We start from the raw sequence: 18,620 nt of genomic DNA, 5'->3' as shown, positions 1-18,620 counted from the left end.
GCGAGCCCACCATGACAAGGGGGCGCACGGCCATGACAGACGCTCCACCGCAGCACACATCGGCCCACGTCGACACCTTCGCGCGCGACCATCTCCCGCCGCCCGAACTCTGGCCCGACCTCGTCTTCGACCTCCCCGAACTGCGCTATCCGCAGCGGCTCAACTGCGGGGCCGAGCTGCTCGACCGCACCGTCGAGCGGTTCGGCACGGAGCGTCCCGCGTTCCGCACCGGCGACGGGGAGGTGTGGACGTACGGGGAACTGCTCCGCCGCGTCGACCGGATCGCGCACGTACTCAGCGGCGAGCTGGGTGTGCGGCCGGGGAACCGGGTACTCCTTCGCGGCCCCACCACGCCGTGGCTCGCGGCCTGCTGGCTGGCCGTGATGAAGGCGGGCGCGGTCGCCGTCACCGTGCTCGCCCAGCAACGCGCGCAGGAGCTGGCGACGATCTGCTCCATCGCGCGGGTCACCCACGCGCTGTGCGACGCCAGGACCATGGACGACCTGGTGAAGGCCGAGGTGCCCGGGCTGCGCGTCACACCGTTCGGCGGCGAGGGGCCCGACGACCTCCTGCGGCGCGGCTGCGGGGTTCCCGAGACGTACGAGGCCGTGGCGACCGCCGCCGACGATGTCGCCCTGATCGCGTTCACCTCGGGCACGACCGGGCGCCCCAAGGGCTGCATGCACTTCCACCGGGACGTCCTCGCCATCGCCGACACGTTCGCGCGCCATGTCCTGCGGCCGAGGCCCGACGACGTGTTCGCGGGGAGCCCGCCGCTCGGTTTCACGTTCGGGCTCGGCGGTCTCGTCATCTTCCCGCTGCGGGCCGGTGCCTCGTCGCTGCTGCTCGAACAGGCGGGGCCGAAGCAGCTGCTGCCCGCCATCACCGAGCACGGGGTGACCGTGCTCTTCACCGCGCCGACCGCGTACCGCGTGCTCCTCGACGGGATCGACGGCACCGGCGGACATGCCCTCTCGTCGCTGCGGCGGTGCGTCTCGGCGGGCGAGAACCTGCCGGCCGCGACCTGGCGCGCCTGGCACGAGGCGACCGGGATCCGCATCATCAACGGCATCGGCGCCACGGAACTCCTGCACATCTTCATCTCCGCCGCCGACGACGCGGTCCGCCCCGGGACGACGGGCGTGCCCGTGCCCGGCTGGCAGGCGCGCGTGCTCGACGCCACCGGGGCCGAAGTGCCGGACGGAGAACCGGGATTGCTCGCCGTGCGCGGCCCGGTCGGCTGCCGCTACCTCGCCGACGAGCGGCAGACGACGTACGTCCGCGGTGGCTGGAACGTCACCGGGGACACGTACGTCCGCGAGCCCGACGGCTACTTCCGGTACGTCGCCCGCGCCGACGACATGATCATTTCCGCGGGGTACAACATCGCGGGCCCCGAGGTCGAGGACGCGCTGCTGCGGCACCCGGACGTCGCGGAGACCGCGGTGGTGGGCCGCCCCGACGACGAGCGCGGGCAGATAGCGGTCGCCTACGTCGTGCTGCGCGAGGGTGCCCGCCGGGATCCGGACGCGCTGCGGGCGTTCGTGAAGGCCGAGCTGGTGCCGTACAAATGCCCGCGCGAGATCGTGTTCCTGGACGCGCTGCCGCGCACGGCGACGGGGAAGCTGCAGCGGTTCCGGCTGCGCTCCACCGGCGATCTAGAGTGACCACGTGTCCGACCTGCACACTCCCCGGTCCCTGATCGTCACCCTCTACGGCGCCTACGGGCGCGGCTTTCCCGGCGCCGTGCCGGTCGCCGAGCTGATCCGTCTGCTCGGCGCGGTCGGCGTCGACGCGCCCGCCGTGCGGTCCTGCGTGTCCCGCCTCAAGCGGCGCGGGCTGCTCCTGCCGCAGCGCACGGGGTCGGGCGCCGCCGGGTACGCGCTGTCGCCGGCCGCGCGGCAACTCCTCGACGACGGCGACCGGCGCATCTACGGGGCGCCGGCCGGCGCGGCGGACGGCTGGGTGCTCGCGGTGTTCTCCGTGCCGGAGGCCGAGCGCGCCAAGCGGCACGTCCTGCGCTCACGCCTCGCCGGGCTCGGCTTCGGCTCCGCGGCGCCCGGCGTGTGGATCGCCCCGGCGGGCCTGCACGAGGAGACCCGGCACACGCTGGAGCGCCTCGGGCTCTCCCCGTACGTCGATCTGTTCCGCGGCGAGCACCTGGGGTTCGCGGCGACGGCGGACGCCGTCGCGCGCTGGTGGGACCTGGACCGTCTCGCCGCGCTGCACGAGGCGTTCCTGGACGAGCACGCGCCGGTGCTCGCCGCCTGGCAGGCCCGCTCCCCCGACGACGCCGCTCCGGAGGAGGCGTACCGGGACTACCTCCTCGCCCTCGACTCCTGGCGCCATCTGCCGTACGCCGACCCGGGGCTGCCCGCCGGGCTGCTGCCCGCCCGGTGGCCGGGGACCCGCTCGGCGAGCGTGTTCCGCGCGCTGCACGAGCGGCTGCGGGACGCGGGAGCGGCGTTCACCACCGTCAACCACCCAGCGTGAGCCGGGGCCTGGGCGCGTCCAGGCGTCCGGTCTGCGGTGGCCTGCTGCCCGCCTCGTACGGCTTCGGCCAGGCGACACCGGGACCCGCGTAGCCCTGTTCGGACGCCGCGTGCAGGGTCCAGTGCGGGTCGTAGAGGTGGGGGCGGGCCAACGCGCACAGGTCGGTGCGCCCGGCCAGGATCAGCGAGTTGACGTCGTCCCACGAGGAGATCGCGCCGACCGAGATCACCGGGATGCCGGTCTCGTTGCGGATCCGGTCCGCGAACGGCACTTGGTAGGAGCGGCCGTACGCGGGCTTCTCGTCGGCGACGACCTGCCCGGTCGACACGTCGATCGCGTCGGCACCGTGCGCGGCGAAGGCGCGGGCGATCTCTACGGCGTCGGCCGCGTCCGTGCCGCCCTCCGCCCAGTCGGTGGCGGAGATCCGGACGGTCATGGGCCGGTCGGCGGGCCACACTTCACGTACGGCGTCGAAGACTTCGAGAGGGAAGCGCAGCCGGTTCGTGAGCGAGCCGCCGTACTCGTCGGTCCGGTGATTGCTCAGCGGCGACAGGAACCCGGACAGCAGATAGCCGTGGGCGCAGTGCAGTTCCAAGAGGTCGAAGCCGGCGTCGGCGGCGCGCACGGCGGCGGACGTGAACTGCTCGCGGACATCGGCGAGTTCGTCCCGCGTCATCTCGTGCGGAGTCTGGCTGCCCGGCTTGTACGGGAGCGGGGAGGCGGCGACCAGCGGCCAGTTCCCGTCGGGGAGCGGGTCGTCGATGCCTTCCCACATCAGTTTCGTGGAGCCCTTGCGGCCGGAGTGCCCGAGCTGGACACCGATCGCCGTGCCGGGGGCCTGGGCGTGCGCGAACTCGGTGATGCGGCGCCAGGCCGCGGCCTGCTGCGGCGTGTAGAGACCGGCGCAGCCCGGGGTGATGCGGCCCTCGGGGCTGACGCACACCATCTCGGTCATGACGAGTCCGGCGCCGCCGAGGGCCCGCGCGCCGAGGTGGACGAGGTGGAAGTCGCCGGGGACACCGTCCCGGGACGAGTACATGTCCATGGGCGAGACGACGACGCGGTTGCGCAGGGTCAGCTCGCGCAGGCGCAGCGACGTGAACATGGGGGGTGTGCCCGGCGGGCAGCCGAAGTCCCGCTCGACGGCCTCGGTGAAGCGGGGGTCGCGCAGGCGCAGGTTGTCGTGCGTGACGCGGCGGCTGCGGGTGAGGAGGTTGAACGCGAACTGGCGTGAGGGCTGGTCGAGATAGAGGCCGAGGTTCTCGAACCACTCCAGGCTGGCGCGGGCCGCGCGCTGCGTGGAGGCGACGACGGGCCGCCGCTCCGCCTCGTACGCGGCGAGCGCCTCGGCCGTGGTGGGCTGCTCCTGGAGGCAGGCGGCGAGCGCGAGGGCGTCCTCGACGGCGAGCTTGGTGCCGGAGCCGATGGAGAAGTGCGCGGTGTGCGCGGAGTCGCCGACGAGGACGACGTTCCCGTGCGACCACTTCTCGTTCACGACCGTGCGGAAGGCGGTCCAGGCGGATTTGTTGGACCTCAGGCCACGGCCGCCGAGGGCCTCGGTGAAGATCTTGGCGCAGCGCTCGACGGACTCGCGCACGTCAAGTTCGTCGAAACCGGCCGCCCGCCAGACCTCCTCGCGCATCTCGACGATGACGGTGCTTTCGCCGGCAGGAAGGTACGTCCCGGAGGGCCCCGTCGAGGGGTGGTCGTCGGGAGACGGGCGGGCGTACGGGTACCCGTGCAGCTGCATGACGCCGTGCTCGGTCTCGGCGGTCTCGAAGCGGAACGCGTCGAAGGCGAAGTCGGCGGCGAGCCAGATGTAACGGCAGCGGTGCTCCTCGATGTGCGGCCGGAATACGTCCGCGTGGGCCTCGCGGGTCGCGCTGCGCACCCCGTCGGCGGCGACGACGAGGTCGTGGTCGCGGGAGAGGTCGGCTGCCGACGGGGCTTCCGAGCGGAAGCGGAGGTTCACGCCGAGCTGCCGGCAGCGCTCGTGGAGGATTTCGAGGAGCCTGCGGCGGCCGAGCGCGGCGAAGCCGTGGCCGCCCGAGGTGTGGCGGGTGCCGCGGTGCACGACGTCGATGTCGTCCCAGCGCACGAACTCGGCCTGGAGTGCGGCATGGACCACGGGGTCGGCGTGCTCGATGCCGCCGAGCGTCTCGTCGGAGAGGACGACGCCGAAGCCGAAGGTGTCGTCCGGCGCGTTGCGCTCCCAGACCGTGATGTCGCGGCGCGGGTCGAGCCGCTTGAGGAGGGCGGCGGCGTACAGGCCACCGGGTCCGCCGCCGATGACGGCCACGCGCAGGGGTTCCATGGTCACCGCCCCCGCCACTTGGGGGCACGCTTCTCCGTGAAGGCCGCGTGGAACTCGGCGTAGTCCTCGCCGTTCATGAGGAGGGCCTGGGTCGCGGCGTCCATTTCGACGGCTGCGGCCAGCGGCATGTCGAGTTCGGCCGTGAGCAGCGCCTTGGTCTGGGCGTACGCGAGGGCCGGGCCCTCGGCGAGGCGGCGGGCCAGTGCCTGCGCGGCCTCGTCGACCCGGCCCTCGTCGGTCAGCTCGCTGATCAGGCCGATGCGCTCGGCCTCCGGGGCGCGCACCGGCTCGCCCAGCATGAGCAGGCGCGTCGCGTGGCCGAGGCCGACGACGCGGGGCAGCAGATACGCGGCGCCCATGTCGCCGCCGGACAGGCCGACGCGGGTGAAGAGGAAGGCGAAGCGGGCGCTCGGGTCGGCGACGCGGAAGTCGGCGGCGAGCGCGAGGACGGCGCCGGCGCCCGCAGCGACCCCGTGCACGGCGGCGATCACGGGGAAGGGGCACTCGCGCACGGCACGTACGACCTGGCCGGTCATCCGGTTGAAGTCGAGGAGCTGGGCGGTGTCCATGGCGAGGGTGGCGCCGATGATCTCGTCCACGTCACCGCCGGAGCAGAAGCCGCGCCCCTCTCCGGCCAGGACGAGGGCGCGCACGGAGCGCTCGCGGGACAGCTCGGCGAGCAGGTCGCGCAGGTCGGCGTAGGCGCCGAAGGTGAGCGCGTTGAGCTTGTCGGGGCGGGCCAGGGTGACGGTGGCGACCCCGTCGTCGACGGCGTACCTCAGGTGCCGCCAGTCGTCGGTGCGGGGCGCGGAGCCGGTGAAGGGACTCATGGCGGTGCGGCCTCCTCGGGCGGGGGCGGCGGACGGGACGGCGCGCCTGCCTCGGGCACGTCGCCTCATGAAGTTATCACCGCTTCGTGACTTCCGTCACGAGTACGCGATACGCGATCCTGACAGCACGCCTACAGCCCGTGTAGGACAGGCGTAGGGAGGCCAGAGCCGAACGTCCCGAAGAAGGGTGTCGGGCTGCTCTGTCCACCGACGCCTTACCATTCGTATGGTTGAAAGCAGGACAGCTCCCCCGCTGTCAGCCCCTGTCACCCCCTGTCAGGACACCTGCACCCTGAACGGACCCGCCGTGCCCACACCGCCTGCACCCACCTCCTGGCGCATCGCGCTGCCGCACACCGCGGCCGCGGTGCCGGTCGCGCGCGCTCTGGTGCGCACGGCCCTGACGGAGATCGAGTCACCCGCCGCCGACAGCGACACGGCGGAGTTGCTGACGGCCGAGCTGGTGGCGAACGCCGTCGAGCACACGGCGGGGTCGGGCCCCATCGAGCTGGTGGTGGAGCTGCTGCCGTCGGGCTGTCAGGTCGAGGTGCACGACGGGGACCCGGCGCCGCCCGGCGACCTGACCCTGCCCGGCCCGGCCGAGGAGCCGGACCCGTGGCAGGAGCACGGGCGCGGCCTGCTGCTGATCCGCACCCTGAGCTCGTCCTGCGGACATCGCCCCACCGCGTCCGGCAAGGCGGTCTGGTTCACCCTTCCCGCGATACCGGCGCAGCGGACGAGCCCGGAGTAGTACGCCCAGCCCCCTCACCAGCCGGGGCGGGCTCCCCTGCCGGGGCACGTCAGGCCAGCGTGGCGACCATGATCGCCTTGATGGTGTGCAGCCGGTTCTCGGCCTCGTCGAAGACGACCGAGTGCGCCGACTCGAAGACCTCGTCCGTGACCTCCAGCGAGTCCAGGCCGTACGTCTCGTGGATCTCGCGCCCGACCTTGGTGCCCAGGTCGTGGAAGGCGGGCAGGCAGTGCAGGAACTTGACGTCCGCGTTCCCGGTGGCGCGCAGGACGTCCATCGTCACGGCGTACGGCTTCAGAGCGGTTATGCGCTCGGCCCACACCTCCTTGGGCTCGCCCATGGAGACCCAGACGTCGGTGGCGACGAAGTCCGCGCCCGCGACGCCCTCGGCGACGTCCTCGGTGAGCGTGACGCGGGCGCCGCTCGTCTCGGCGAGCTTGCGGGCCTCGGCGACGATCTCCTCGGCCGGCCAGTACGCGCGCGGCGCCACGATCCGCACGTCCATGCCCAGCAGCGCGCCGGTCACCAGGTACGAGTTGCCCATGTTGAAGCGGGCGTCGCCGAGGTAGGCGAAGGCGATCCGGTCGAGCGGCTTGCCGCAGTGCTCGACCATCGTGAGCACGTCGGCGAGCATCTGCGTGGGGTGCCAGTCGTCGGTCAGGCCGTTGTAGACCGGCACGCCCGCGAACGCGGCGAGCTCCTCTACGCCGGACTGGCTGTCACCGCGGTACTCAATGGCGTCGAACATCCGGCCGAGGACCCGGGCGGTGTCCCGCACGGACTCCTTGTGGCCGATCTGCGAGCCGGACGGGTCCAGGTAGGTCGTGAACGCACCTTGGTCGGCCGCGGCGACCTCGAAGGCGCAGCGCGTCCGCGTGGAGGTCTTCTCGAAGATCAGCGCGATGTTCCGGCCCGCGAGGTGCCGCGTCTCCGTCCCCGCCTTCTTGGCCGCCTTCAGCTCGGCGGCGAGGTCGATCAGGCCGCGGAACTCCTCGGCGGTGAAGTCCACCTCCTTGAGGAAGTGGCGGCCGGTGAGGTCGGGACGGACTGTCGCCATGGGGCGCTCCTGGGGTACGCGTAAAGGGCTAGGGCATCAGAGTCACTGGAAGTCTATACGACGTTCCACATTTCTATACAGTCTTCGCTCCGGGAGGCACGCTTCTGTACGAGGCGCCCCTTCTATACAGGGTCCCTCTCCACCGGGCAGCTCATGCAGCGCGGGCCGCCCCTCCCGCGCCCCAGCTCGCTGCCGAGGATCTCTATGACCTCGATGCCCTGCTTGCGCAGATAGGTGTTCGTCGTGGCGTTGCGCTCGTAGGCGACGACGACGCCCGGCTCCACGGCCAGCACGTTGCACCCGTCGTCCCACTGCTCCCGCTCGGCCGCGTGCACGTCCTGCGTGGCGGTCAGGACCCGGATCTCGCTGAGGCCGAGCGCGGCCGCGATGGCCCGGTGCATGTGCTCCGGCGGGTGGTCGGTGACCTTCAACTCCCTCTCTCCCACGCCCGGTTCGATGGTGTACGAGCGCAGCATGCCGAGCCCCGCGTACTGCGTGAACGTGTCGCCGTCGACCATCGTCATCACGGTGTCGAGGTGCATGAACGCCCGGCGCTTGGGCATGTCGAGCGCCACGATCGTCTGCGCGGAGCCCGCCGCGAACAGCTTGTGCGCCAGCATCTCGACGGCCTGCGGGGTGGTGCGCTCGCTCATCCCGATGAGGACGGCGCCCTGCCCGATCACCAGGACGTCGCCGCCCTCGATCGTGGACGGGTAGTCGGCCTGCCCCTCCGACCACAGGTGGAAGCCCCCGTCGCGGAACAGCGGATGGTGCCGGTAGATCGCCTCGAAGTGGACGGTCTCGCGCTGCCGGGCGGGCCACCGCATCGCGTTGATGGAGACGCCGTCGTAGATCCAGGCCGAGGTGTCGCGGGTGAAGAGGTGGTTGGGCAGAGGGCCGAGCAGGAAGTCGTCCAGGTCCATCGCGTGAAAGCGCACCGAGGTCGGCTCGGGGTGCCGGTCGAGGAACTCCCTCTTGGTCATGCCGCCGACCAGCGCCTCGGCCAGGTCGGTGGCCGGCATCGTCTCGAAGGCGGCCCTGAGGTGGTCGGTGGCGAGCGGCCCGTACTCCTTCTCGTCGAAGACCCGGTCGAGGACGAGGGATCTGGCGTCCCCGACGGCGAGCGTCTCGGTGAGCAGGTCGCCGAAGAGGTGCACGGTCACACCGCGGTCGCGCAGCACGTCGGCGAACCCGTCGTGCTCCTGCCGCGCGCGGCGCACCCACAGCACGTCGTCGAAGAGCAGCGCGTCCTTGTTGCTCGGGGTGAGCCGCTTGAGCTCCAGATCGGGGCGGTGCAGGATGACGCGGCGCAGCCGCCCGGCCTCGGAGTCGACGTGGAATCCCATGGATCCATCTTTCCCCGGCCGGACGGCGCGTGCCCGTGCAATCAAGGAGCTGGGTGGCGGCTCACATCCGCGCGCTCACAGCCTCGGGTCGACCGGCTCCGACTCCAGCGCGAGGACCGCGAACACCGCTTCGTGGACGCGCCACAGCGGCTCCCCGTCCGCGAGCCGGTCGAGCGCCTCGAGACCGAGCGCGTACTCGCGGACGGCGAGCGAGCGCTTGTGCCCGAGGAAGCGGCCGCGCAGGCGTTCCAGGTGGTCGGGGCGTGTGTACTCGGGACCGTAGATGATCCGCAGGTACTCGCGGCCCCGGCACTTGATGCCCGGCTGTACGAGACGGCCCTTGCCGTCGCGCGTGAGCGCCTGGACCGGCTTGACGACCATGCCCTCGCCGCCGCGGCCCGTCATCTCCAGCCACCAGTCGACACCGGCGCCCACAGACGCCTCGTCGCCGGTGTCCACGAAGAGCCGCCGGGTGGTCTGCAGGAGCCCGCAGCCATCGCTGTCGACCATGCGGTCGATGAGGGCGAGCTGCTCGTCGTGCGGTAGCGCGGCCAGCGACCGGCCCTGCACGGCCAGGATCTGGAACGGCGCGAGCCGCACCCCGTCGAGCCCGTCCGTCGTCCAGCAGTAGCGCCGGTAGGCGTCCGTGAACGCGGCCGCGTCCGCGGCCCGTTCACGCTGCCTGCCGAGCAGTTCACCCACGTCGACGCCGCGCGCCGCCGCCGCTTCCAGGCCGGCGACGGCACCCGGGAACACGGCACCGGACGCCGCGCCCACGGCGGCGTACTGCGAGCGCAGCAGGCCCGAGGCCTTGAGCGACCAGGGCATCAGCTCCGTGTCGAGCAGCAGCCAGTCCGTGTCGAGTTCGTCCCACAGACCGGCGTCCGTGACGGCGGCGCGCACCCGGCCGAGGATCTCCTCGGTGACCTGCTCGTCGGCGAAGAAGGGCCGTCCGGTACGGGTGTAGAGCGCGCCCGTGGGCCCCTGCGGGACGCCGAAGCGCTCGCGCGCCACGTCCGCGTCCCGGCACACCAGGGCCACGGCCCGCGAGCCCATGTGCTTCTCCTCGCACACGACGCGCCCCACTCCGTCGGCCGCGTACTGGGCGAAGGCCTCCGCGGGGTGCTCCAGGAAGCCGTCCTCCCGTGACGTCGCCGTCGGCGCCATCGTCGGCGGCAGGTACGGGACCAGGCGCGGGTCGACGGCGAAGCGGCTCATGACCTCCAGGGCCGCCGCCGCGTTCTCCTCGCGCACGGCCACGCGTCCGGCGTGCCGGGTCTCGACGGCCCGCCGTCCGTGCACGTCGGCGAGGTCGAGCGGCCGCCCGTCGTGTCCGCCCGGCGCCTCGGTCCGCAGCGGCCTCGACGGCTCGTACCAGACCTTCTCGGCGGGTACGTCGACGAGTTCGCGCTCGGGCCAGCGCAGCGCGGTCAGCTTGCCGCCGAACACGGCGCCGGTGTCGACGCAGAGGGTGTTGTTGAGCCAGGTGGCCTGCGGGACCGGCGTGTGGCCGTAGACGACGGCCGCGCTGCCCCGGTAGTCCTCGGCCCACGGGTAGCGAACGGGCAGGCCGAACTCGTCGGTCTCGCCGGTCGTGTCGCCGTACAGCGCGTGCGAGCGCACCCGCCCGGACGTGCGGCCGTGGTACTTCTCGGGCAGGCCCGCGTGGCACACCACGAGCTTGCCCCCGTCGAGGACGTAGTGGCTGACGAGGCCGTCGACGAACTCCGCGACCTCCTGCCTGAACTCCTCGCTCTCGCCCGCGAACTGCTCGACGGTCTCGGCGAGGCCGTGCGTGTGCTGGACCTTTCTGCCCTTGAGGTAGCGGCCGAACTTGTTCTCGTGGTTCCCGGGCACACACAGCGCGTGGCCCGACTTGACCATCGACATGACGCGGCGCAGGACGCCCGGGGAGTCGGGCCCCCGGTCGACGAGGTCGCCGACGAAAACCGCCGTACGGCCTTCGGGGTGCACACCGTCCGCGTAACCGAGCCTGGTGAGCAGCGTCTCCAGTTCGAAGGCGCAGCCGTGGATGTCGCCGATGATGTCGAAGGGGCCCGTGAGGTGCCTGAGGTCGTTGTAGCGCTTCTCGCGTACGACCTCGGCGCTGTCGGCCTCTTCCGCGCCGCGCAGGACGTGGACCTTGCGGAAGCCCTCACGCTCCAGGTGACGCAGGGAGCGCCGCAGTTCACGCGTGTGCCGGGAGATGACGCGGCGGTGCATGCCGGCCCGGTCGGCGCGCTCGGCGTTGCGCGCGGCGCAGACCTCCTCGGGGATGTCGAGGACGATGGCGATGGGCAGCACGTCGTACTGCCGCGCCAGGTCGACGAGCTGCTTGCGGCTCTCCTGCTGGACGTTGGTCGCGTCGACGACGGTGAGGCGCCCGGCCGCGAGGCGCTTGCCCGCGATGTAGTGGAGCACGTCGAAGGCGTCGCGGCTGGCGCTCTGGTCGTTCTCGTCGTCGGCGACGAGCCCGCGGCAGAAGTCGCTGGAGATGATCTCGGTGGGCTTGAAGTGCCGCCGCGCGAACGTCGACTTGCCGGACCCCGAGGCGCCGACGAGGACGACGAGGGACAGGTCGGTGACGGGGAGCTTACGAGCGTGGGAACCGGGGGTGGTGGTCATGCGGCCTTCGCCTCCTTCGGACTCGGGTCGGCCGGGGGCCGGTCGGTCGAGGTCTGATCGGTCAGGGTGAAGACGGCCATCTGTGTGGGCGGGCCGACTTCCGGGTCGTCGGGTCCTACGGGCTCGAACTCCACGTCGTAGCCGTGCCGTCCGGCCACCGCGCGCGCCCAGGTGCGAAACTCCTCGCGGGTCCACTCGAAGCGGTGGTCGCCGTGCCGGACGTGCCCGGCGGGCAGGGTCTCCCAGCGGACGTTGTACTCGACGTTCGGCGTCGTCACGAGGACGGTCCTCGGCCGCGCGGAGCCGAACACCGCGTACTCCAGCGCGGGCAGCCGCGGCAGGTCGAGGTGCTCGACGACCTCGCTGAGGACCGCCGCGTCATACCCCTTGAGCCGCTTGTCGGTGTACGCGAGCGAGCCCTGGAGCAGCGTGACGCGGGCGGCCTGGCGCTCGCCCATCCGGTCGATCCTCAGGCGCCGGGCGGCGATCGTCAGGGCCCGCATCGACACATCGACACCGACGACCTCTGTGAACCGGGTGTCCTTGAGCAGCTCGTGCACCAACTGGCCCTGCCCGCAGCCCAGGTCGAGCACCCGCCCGGCCCCCGCCGCCCTGAGCGCGGCGGTGATGGCGTCGCGCCGCTGGACAGCCAGCGGTACGGGCTGCTCCTCGGTGTCCGTCGCCTCGTCGACCGCGTTGTCGATGGCCTCGACGTCGGTGTCGTCCGCGTCGGCGAGCCGCACCAGTTCCAGGCGCTCCAGGGCGCTGCGGGTGAGTGCCCGGCGTCGCGAGAGGTAGCGGCTGGTGATCAGCTGCTGCTCGGGGTGCGTGGGCAGCCAGCCCTCACCCGCCCGAAGCAGCTTGTCGACCTCGTCGGCCGATACCCAGTAGTGCTTGGCGTCGTCGAGCACGGGCAGCAGCACATACAGGTGCCGCAGCGCCTCGGCGAGCCGCAGCTCGCCCTCCAGGACGAGACGCACGTAGCGCGAGTCGCCCCACTCGGGGAACTGCTCGTCGAGCGCCACCGGGTCGGCCGTCACCGTGGTCCAGCCGAGCGGCTCGAAGAGCCGGCGCACCAGCACGGCCCCGCCGCGGGCGGGCACCGCGGGCACCTCGATGCGCAGCGGCATCGGCTGCTCGGCCCGCTCGGGCATGACCTTGCACTGTCCGCGCAGAGCGCTGGAGAACACCTGGCCGATCGCCACGGCGAGCAGGGACGACGCGGCGTACGGCCGGTCGTTCACATACTGCGCGAGGGCCGCGTCGGGGGCGCCGCCGCGGCCCTTGCCCTTGCCGCGGCGCACGAGCGCGACCGGATCCACCTCGAGGAGCAGCGCCGCGGTACAGCGCTCCGGGGACGCCTCCGGGTAGAGGACGTGCGCGGTTCCGTGCGAGGTGGAGAACGCCTGCGCGTTGTCGGGATGCTTGTGCAGCAGAAACCCGAGGTCGGTCGCGGGGCGTTCAGGGGTGCCGGTCGTACTGATCGTCAGGAACACGCGTCCGAGTATGGTCCGCCAGTACCGCCTCCGACCACGCATTTCTCTCCCGGGACGCTGCGGTTCTAAGAGGTCACCAGAAGTGACCGGTGCATGATGGATGAATGGATCTTCGAGTCTTCACAGAACCGCAACAGGGCGCGACCTACGAGACGCTTCTCCGCGTCGCGAGGGCCGCTGAAGACCTCAATTACGGAGCGTTTTTCCGGTCTGACCATTACTTGCACATGGGCTCCGCCGACGGGCTCCCCGGCCCCACCGATGCCTGGATCACGCTGGCCGGGCTCGCCCGCGAGACCAGGCGGATCCGCCTCGGCACTCTGATGACCGCCGGCACTTTCCGCCTCCCCGGCGTCCTCGCGATCCAGGTCGCGCAGGTCGACCAGATGTCGGGTGGGCGCGTGGAGTTGGGCCTCGGTTCCGGCTGGTACGGAGCGGAGCACGAGGCTTACGGCATCCCCTTCCCGAAGGAGAAGTTCGGCCGCCTTGAGGAACAACTCGCCATCGTCACGGGCCTGTGGAGCACGCCCGTCGGCGAGCGCTTCAACTTCAACGGCACCTACTACCAGCTGACGGACTCCCCCGCGCTCCCGAAGCCGGCGCAGAGCAAGGTGCCCGTCCTGATCGGCGGGCACGGCGCCAAGAGGACTCCGGCGCTCGCCGGGCAGTATGCCGACGAGTTCAACATCCCCTTCGCGTCGCTCGCCGACACGGAGCAGCAGTTCAAGCGGGTCCGCGCGGCGGCGGAGCAGCACGGCCGCAGCGCCGACAGCCTCGTCTACTCCAACGCCCTGGTGGCGTGCGTCGGCAGGACCGACGCCGACGTCAGGCGCCGCGCCGCCACGATCGGCCGCGACGTGGACGAACTGAAGGCGAACGGGCTCGCCGGGTCGCCGGCCGAGGTCGTCGAGCGGATCGCCGCGTACCGGGCCGTCGGCTCGCAGCGGATGTATCTCCAGATGCTCGACCTGGACGACCTGGACCACTTGGAACTGATCGCCACCGAGGTGATGCCGCAGCTGTCCTAGGCCAGGCGTCAACTCCGCTGGTCCCAAGGCTCCGGCCCCGCCCCTGTCGGGTGAACATCCGTCAACCGGGCACGTGGCCGGGGCCCCGGCCAGTGACCCGTTCACGCGAGTGATCGTTGGCTCGGAGCCGGACCGCCCGGCACCCGCACCGGCGGCGGCTGCCGCTGCCGGGCGGCGCTTGCGTCAACTGCCTTCCCCCGCGGGGAGGGTGAGGGCCGAGGAGGCCGCCATGTCCCAGGAAGCCATGTCCGAGCAGGTCGTCCACGAACCGGCCGGGCCGGATCAGGAGGGCGCGCCCAAGGGTCTGCTCCAGCAGATGGAAGAGCTGATGGCCGCGCTCAACGCGGATCTGTCGCAGCTCGACGCCGACCTTCAGCAGTCCGCCGGACCCGGCGCCCCGCCCGCCGGGGGCCACCGCCTCTGACCCCGCCGGGGGCGCGTCGCACCGATGCCGCTGCGCCCCCGAAGCCCGCCGACGCACCGACCAGCGCGCCCTCTACGCCGCCGAGTCAGGCTCCGACTCCGACACGGTGTCGCGGCGCAGCGAGAGCCGGCGGAGTATCTCGAGGACCCTGTCCCGTGATTCGTCGGCGGCGTCGATGGCGTCCATGCAGTGCCAGTAGTCCCCCTCCTCCTCCGCCTCGCTGGCTATGCCCACCAGGGCGATCCCCACTTCCCCGAGCAGCGCGGCCAACCCGATCAGCGCCTTGTGCGCCTCCGGCAGCTCCGTGAGCTGCGCCGCCCGTATGCCGCCCGCCCCGATGGCCGGGATCGCCGAGCCCGAGCAGCCTCTGCCGCCCGCCTCGCTCAGTCCGCGTGCCTCACCCCTCAGCTCCGGCGGGCCCTCTTTCGCCAGTCTGTTCCCCATGGCCTGTGCGAGGGCCTGGGCCTGCCATGCCTCCCGCGTGATGGCCGGCGCGTCCTGGCTCTCCGCCAGGGCCCGTCGGCTCGCCCTGATGAGTCGCACCGCGTCCATGCGCCGCCCCCGTCCCGAACTCCCCTGTCCACTACCCAGAGTGAGGGTCTGAAAGGCGAAAAGCCAGAGGACGACCGAAATCTGTGGACACGGAATCCAATGTTGATAATTTCGTGACTCCATAGAGTGACAAGACCGGTCGCGCGGCCCTTCCGGAGGTCCCAGCCGCTGGTCTCGGCCGCCGGCCTCAGCCGCCCATCTCACCCCTCCCCCGGCACCGGAAACCGTTCCTCGTTGCGGTCGATCTTCGCCGACAGGGCCGCCAGCGCGTCGATCCCGAGCACCTCGCACAGCTGCAGCAGATACGCGAGGACGTCCGCGACCTCGTCGCGCACCCGGTGCGCCGTGTCCGGGTCCGTCATCACGCCGGCCGACTCCTCCGGGGTCAACCACTGGAAGATCTCGACCAGTTCGGACGCCTCCACGCTCAGCGCCGCCACCAGGTTCTTCGGAGTGTGGTACTGCTCCCAGTTCCTGGCCTCGGCGAACTGCGCCAGCCGGCGCTGAAGTCCCGCCACATCAAGTTCCGTCACAGCCCCAGGTCTACCACCGCCGCTCCGTGCTCCCGCGCCGCCCACGTCCCGTCGCCGACCGCCCCCGCCAGCCGGATGTGCCCGCGCCCGCACATCCGCACCGCGAGCGCCGTCAGCTCCCGCAGCTGCCGCGGGTCGAGACTGCGGTCGAGGCCGTCGGCGAGGACGGTGAGCGTCTGGTACGCCTCGGGAACCTCCGCCGCCGGGTCTACCTCGAGCACGCGGGGGCCGGTGAGCAGGACCAGGGCGAGCGCCAGGTACCTCAACTCGCCGTCCCCGAGCCGGTCGACGGGGGTGCGCAGACCGTCGCCGCGGTCGAGCACGGCCCGTACCGTGCCGTTGCCGAGGTCCTCCGACAGGACGTCGACGACGGGTCCCGCGCAGCCGGCCCGGGCTGCGGTGACGAGCAGCGCGTGCCGGATGCCGCACTCGGAGCGCGTACGCCACAGGACCGCGGCGAGGTTGTCGCAGCCGCTCACCAGGCGGTCGGCGGTGGCCTGGGCGGGACCGCGCATACGGGCGGGCCGGGGGTCGCAGGAGAAGACGGAGCGCAGGGCGACCACCACTTGTTCGGCGGCGGCGATGACGAGCCGCTGGCCTTCCGTCCTGCCCGCGACGCGCAGCGGCAGGAGCGCCGTGCCGAGCAGGTCGTCGGGCAGGGGCGCGCGGGTCACCGGGGTCGCGCCCGCCGTGTGCCAGGCGGCCTGGACGACGCGGCGCCCGGGGTCGCGCAGGGCGGTTTCCAGGAGGACGCGGCCGTCGCAGGTCAACCGCTCGCCCACGATGCGCAGTTCGGGTTCCGCCTGGACGGCGAGGTCGAGGCGGACCGGGCCGACGGGCCCGGTGACGGTGCAGCCGATGCGGAAGCCGCGGCGGCGCTGCGCGTCGGGCCGCGCCCGGTCGGGGACGCAGGCGGCCGGATCCAGGAACACCTCGTCGAGGCCCGCGCCGCCGCCGAGCCGCGCCAGACCCTCGTAGGCCTTCAGGGCGCTGGACTTGCCGCTGCCGCTCGGCCCGGCGAAGAGGGTCAGCGGGCCGAGCGGGAAGCTGGCGCCGCGGTGCGCGGCGAAGGCGGAGAGCCGCAGTTCGGTGACGCTCGGCCGGTCCTGGGGGGCCGGCGGTGCGCCGCCGCCCCGCGCGAACAAGGTCATGTCCCGGACGGTAGGCGACACTTCGTCCGGAGAACCGTTATTCCGGGCGGATCTTCCTACGATCGGGGGACCGGCGGGCCCGGGCCGGGTGACCAGGCCCTCTCGTTCGGATCATGCCGGGCTCGCCGGGCCGGTCCGGCCTGATGCGAACGACCTAGGCCCGGGGCACAGCCCCCGCCACGAAGTCCTGCACCTCGGTGCCGGGAGGGGCGAGCAGGAAGACATTGCGGTCGACACGGTGCATTCCGCAGCCGAGGCCCATGACCACTCCGCTGCTGAAGTCCAGGACACGCTTGGCCACATCGGACTCCGCGCCGCTCAGGTCGAGCAGCACGGGGATGCCCGTCATCACGGTCTCGGCGACCTCCCGGGCGTCCGCGAACACGTTGATCCGCAGCACGACGAACCGTCGCCGCGCCTCGGTCTCCGCTTCGGGGACGGCCCTGTGGTCGACCGCCGACGGCCATGCGTTACGGCCGCGCAGAGGTACGACCTGGGCGAGCCCTTCCCACTGTTCGTCAGTGACGTCGTGGCTGTTCACTGCCCCCACCCCGTCCGGGCTCGTACTGTTGTCCTCACCCGCCATTCTTACGCCAAGTCACCCGTTCAGCCCAACAGCGACACGGTCCGCATCCGCCGTGGTGGCGGGCGCAGACCGTGCCGGGCGCTTCGGTCCGGTGTCAGGCGGCGATCGCGACGGCGTCCACGGCCTTGACGCGCAGGGTCCTGCGGGCCGTGCCCAGACTGGTCACCAGGGTCGCTGCGGCCGCGAGTGCCACGACCGTGAGCCAGATGCCGAGGCCCTGGTCGGGCAGGAGCGAGTCGGTGCGGACCACGGTGAAGGGCACGATTCCCGCGAGGCCCGCGACCGTGCCGAAGAACACACCCGTCACCGTGAGGACGAGGCTCTCGACCGCGACCGTCCCGAGGACCTGGACGGGCGTGGCACCGGCGAGGCGCTGCCGGCCGAACTCGTGGACCCGATAGGAGGTGGCCGCGTACAGGGTGTTGACGAGCATGACGCAGGCGAAGACGACGATGATGCCGACGACCACGAAGTTGAGGGTCTCCAGGTTCTTGTCCCCGACCGACCTGGCGACGCCGGACGCCTTGACCGCGTCGCTCTCGACGGCCTGCATGTAGAGGGTGGCCGTGGCCGTGCCGGTGAAGAGGATCAGCGGCATCAGGACTCCGGAGAGCTGGCCGGCGCGCTGCCGCATGGTGCGTACCGCCAGATGGCCGCTCGCGCCGGCGAGTGCGGTGAGCAGGGGTTCCGTGCGGCCGAGGAAGCCGCGCAGCAGCGCCGGGGAAAGCATCGCGAAGCCTACGGAGAGCAGGATCGCGCCGTAGGCGGGCGCCGCCATGAGGGCCGCGTCGGTGGCCTTCATGGCGAAGGTGCAAAGGACACCGCCGGCGCCGACGGCGAGGGCGCCCCAGGCCGCGAACTTCCGTGCCCTGCCCCGCTCTTGCCGCATCCCGGCGGCGGCCCTCGTGGCGCGCCGCACCGCGAGGAACGCGGCGCCCGCGGAGGCGAGCACAGTGACGGCGACGCCGGACGTGAGGGCGACGGGACCGAAGACGTGGTCGACGCCGTCGGCCACCTGGCCGCTGTCCTGGAACACGTCGAGCAGGGCCCGGCCGCCGAGCATCGCGGGCCCGACGGCGAGCGCCGAACCGGCGAGGGCGACGATGACGGACTCACCGACGATCATGCGCTTGATCTGGGCGGGCGTGGCGCCGGTGTGGCGCAGGAGGGCGATCTCGTCCGTGCGTTGACGGACGTTGACGGTCAGGGTGGAGGCGACGGCGAAGAGCACGAGGAGGGTTCCGTAGCCGCCGACGACGCTCGCCGCGGTGGTGAGGGTCTCCGCGCTGACGTGGTCGACGCCGGGGGCGCCCGCCGTGTCGTGCAGCGAGTTGAACGTCATGATGATCGCCGCGCCGAGGAAGGCCGACAGGAGCGTCGCGAGGAGGCGTCCGGGGCGCAGCCGGACGGAGCGCAGGGCGAGTGCGAACATCC

The 18,620-nt window shown here is 72.2% G+C and carries 16 protein-coding genes; 5 read left to right on the top strand and 11 right to left on the bottom strand.

The genetic code is table 11. The features are described from left to right. The first annotated feature begins 32 nt into the window (after nt 1-32). Nucleotides 33-1,667, top strand: a complete 1,635-nt coding sequence (locus tag ACZ67T_RS00760) for an AMP-binding protein (RefSeq protein WP_469980714.1) — start codon at nt 33-35, stop codon at nt 1,665-1,667. A gap of 4 nt (nt 1,668-1,671) precedes the next feature. Next, complete coding sequence (locus ACZ67T_RS00755; protein ID WP_469980712.1) at nt 1,672-2,493, top strand: PaaX family transcriptional regulator; 822 nt, start codon at nt 1,672-1,674, stop codon at nt 2,491-2,493. On the opposite strand, the gene ACZ67T_RS00750 is transcribed toward ACZ67T_RS00755, so the two are convergent. Next, entirely contained in the window at nt 2,477-4,807 is a 2,331-nt protein-coding gene (locus ACZ67T_RS00750) for a bifunctional salicylyl-CoA 5-hydroxylase/oxidoreductase (RefSeq protein ID WP_469981341.1), read from the bottom strand. The two genes, ACZ67T_RS00755 and ACZ67T_RS00750, sit on opposite strands and share 17 nt — an antisense overlap. 2 nt (nt 4,808-4,809) lie before the next feature. Then, a complete protein-coding gene (locus ACZ67T_RS00745) occupies nt 4,810-5,637 on the bottom strand; it encodes an enoyl-CoA hydratase family protein (RefSeq protein WP_384268235.1) in 828 nt (275 codons plus the stop codon). 226 nt (nt 5,638-5,863) lie between these two features. Between ACZ67T_RS00745 and ACZ67T_RS00740 the strand changes: the two genes are divergently transcribed. Beyond that, nucleotides 5,864-6,388, top strand: coding sequence for an ATP-binding protein (locus ACZ67T_RS00740; RefSeq protein WP_469980711.1), 525 nt, complete (start codon nt 5,864-5,866; stop codon nt 6,386-6,388). A gap of 49 nt (nt 6,389-6,437) precedes the next feature. Here ACZ67T_RS00740 and argF read toward each other — a convergent pair whose 3' ends face one another. The 4 genes from argF to ACZ67T_RS00720 all read right to left on the bottom strand — a co-directional run bounded on the left by argF (nt 6,438) and on the right by ACZ67T_RS00720 (nt 12,912). Continuing rightward, nucleotides 6,438-7,445, bottom strand: a complete 1,008-nt coding sequence (argF, locus tag ACZ67T_RS00735; protein ID WP_469980710.1) for an ornithine carbamoyltransferase — start codon at nt 7,443-7,445, stop codon at nt 6,438-6,440. A 122-nt stretch (nt 7,446-7,567) separates the two neighbouring features. Beyond that, nucleotides 7,568-8,791, bottom strand: a complete 1,224-nt coding sequence (locus tag ACZ67T_RS00730; RefSeq protein ID WP_469980709.1) for an arginine deiminase — start codon at nt 8,789-8,791, stop codon at nt 7,568-7,570. Between the two features lie 75 nt (nt 8,792-8,866). Then, on the bottom strand, nt 8,867-11,416 hold the full coding sequence (locus tag ACZ67T_RS00725; RefSeq protein ID WP_469980708.1) for a polynucleotide kinase-phosphatase: 2,550 nt from the start codon (nt 11,414-11,416) through the stop codon (nt 8,867-8,869). Continuing rightward, nucleotides 11,413-12,912 carry a 3' terminal RNA ribose 2'-O-methyltransferase Hen1 gene (locus tag ACZ67T_RS00720; protein ID WP_469980706.1) on the bottom strand — a complete coding sequence of 500 codons (1,500 nt, stop codon included), beginning with the start codon at nt 12,910-12,912 and terminating at the stop codon, nt 11,413-11,415. Before ACZ67T_RS00720 ends, ACZ67T_RS00725 begins: the two co-directional genes overlap by 4 nt. A 104-nt stretch (nt 12,913-13,016) precedes the next feature. Between ACZ67T_RS00720 and ACZ67T_RS00715 the strand changes: the two genes are divergently transcribed. After that, entirely contained in the window at nt 13,017-13,940 is a 924-nt protein-coding gene (locus ACZ67T_RS00715; RefSeq protein ID WP_469980705.1) for an LLM class F420-dependent oxidoreductase, read from the top strand. A gap of 229 nt (nt 13,941-14,169) precedes the next feature. Further along, a complete protein-coding gene (locus ACZ67T_RS00710) occupies nt 14,170-14,364 on the top strand; it encodes a hypothetical protein (protein ID WP_469980704.1) in 195 nt (64 codons plus the stop codon). Nucleotides 14,365-14,436: 72 nt separating this feature from the next. On the opposite strand, the gene ACZ67T_RS00705 is transcribed toward ACZ67T_RS00710, so the two are convergent. From ACZ67T_RS00705 to ACZ67T_RS00685, 5 genes are all read right to left on the bottom strand, one after another. After that, nucleotides 14,437-14,916 carry a DUF6099 family protein gene (locus tag ACZ67T_RS00705; protein WP_469980703.1) on the bottom strand — a complete coding sequence of 160 codons (480 nt, stop codon included), beginning with the start codon at nt 14,914-14,916 and terminating at the stop codon, nt 14,437-14,439. A gap of 200 nt (nt 14,917-15,116) precedes the next feature. Beyond that, nucleotides 15,117-15,449, bottom strand: coding sequence for a nucleotide pyrophosphohydrolase (locus tag ACZ67T_RS00700; RefSeq protein ID WP_469980701.1), 333 nt, complete (start codon nt 15,447-15,449; stop codon nt 15,117-15,119). Continuing rightward, nucleotides 15,446-16,600, bottom strand: a complete 1,155-nt coding sequence (locus tag ACZ67T_RS00695) for an AAA family ATPase (protein WP_469980699.1) — start codon at nt 16,598-16,600, stop codon at nt 15,446-15,448. The genes ACZ67T_RS00700 and ACZ67T_RS00695 overlap by 4 nt, the downstream gene beginning before the upstream one ends. Nucleotides 16,601-16,754: 154 nt before the next feature. Next, nucleotides 16,755-17,141 carry a cell division protein SepF gene (locus ACZ67T_RS00690; RefSeq protein ID WP_356281670.1) on the bottom strand — a complete coding sequence of 129 codons (387 nt, stop codon included), beginning with the start codon at nt 17,139-17,141 and terminating at the stop codon, nt 16,755-16,757. A 139-nt stretch (nt 17,142-17,280) separates the two neighbouring features. Then, nucleotides 17,281-18,618: an FtsX-like permease family protein gene (locus ACZ67T_RS00685; RefSeq protein ID WP_469980697.1), complete on the bottom strand. Its 1,338-nt coding sequence runs from the start codon at nt 18,616-18,618 to the stop codon at nt 17,281-17,283. Between the last annotated feature and the right edge of the window lie 2 nt (nt 18,619-18,620).

Source organism: Streptomyces sp. NPDC107517, assembly GCF_055582645.1.
Note: the sequence above shows the minus strand (reverse complement) of the source record. Positions and strands in the feature narration are given on the sequence as shown.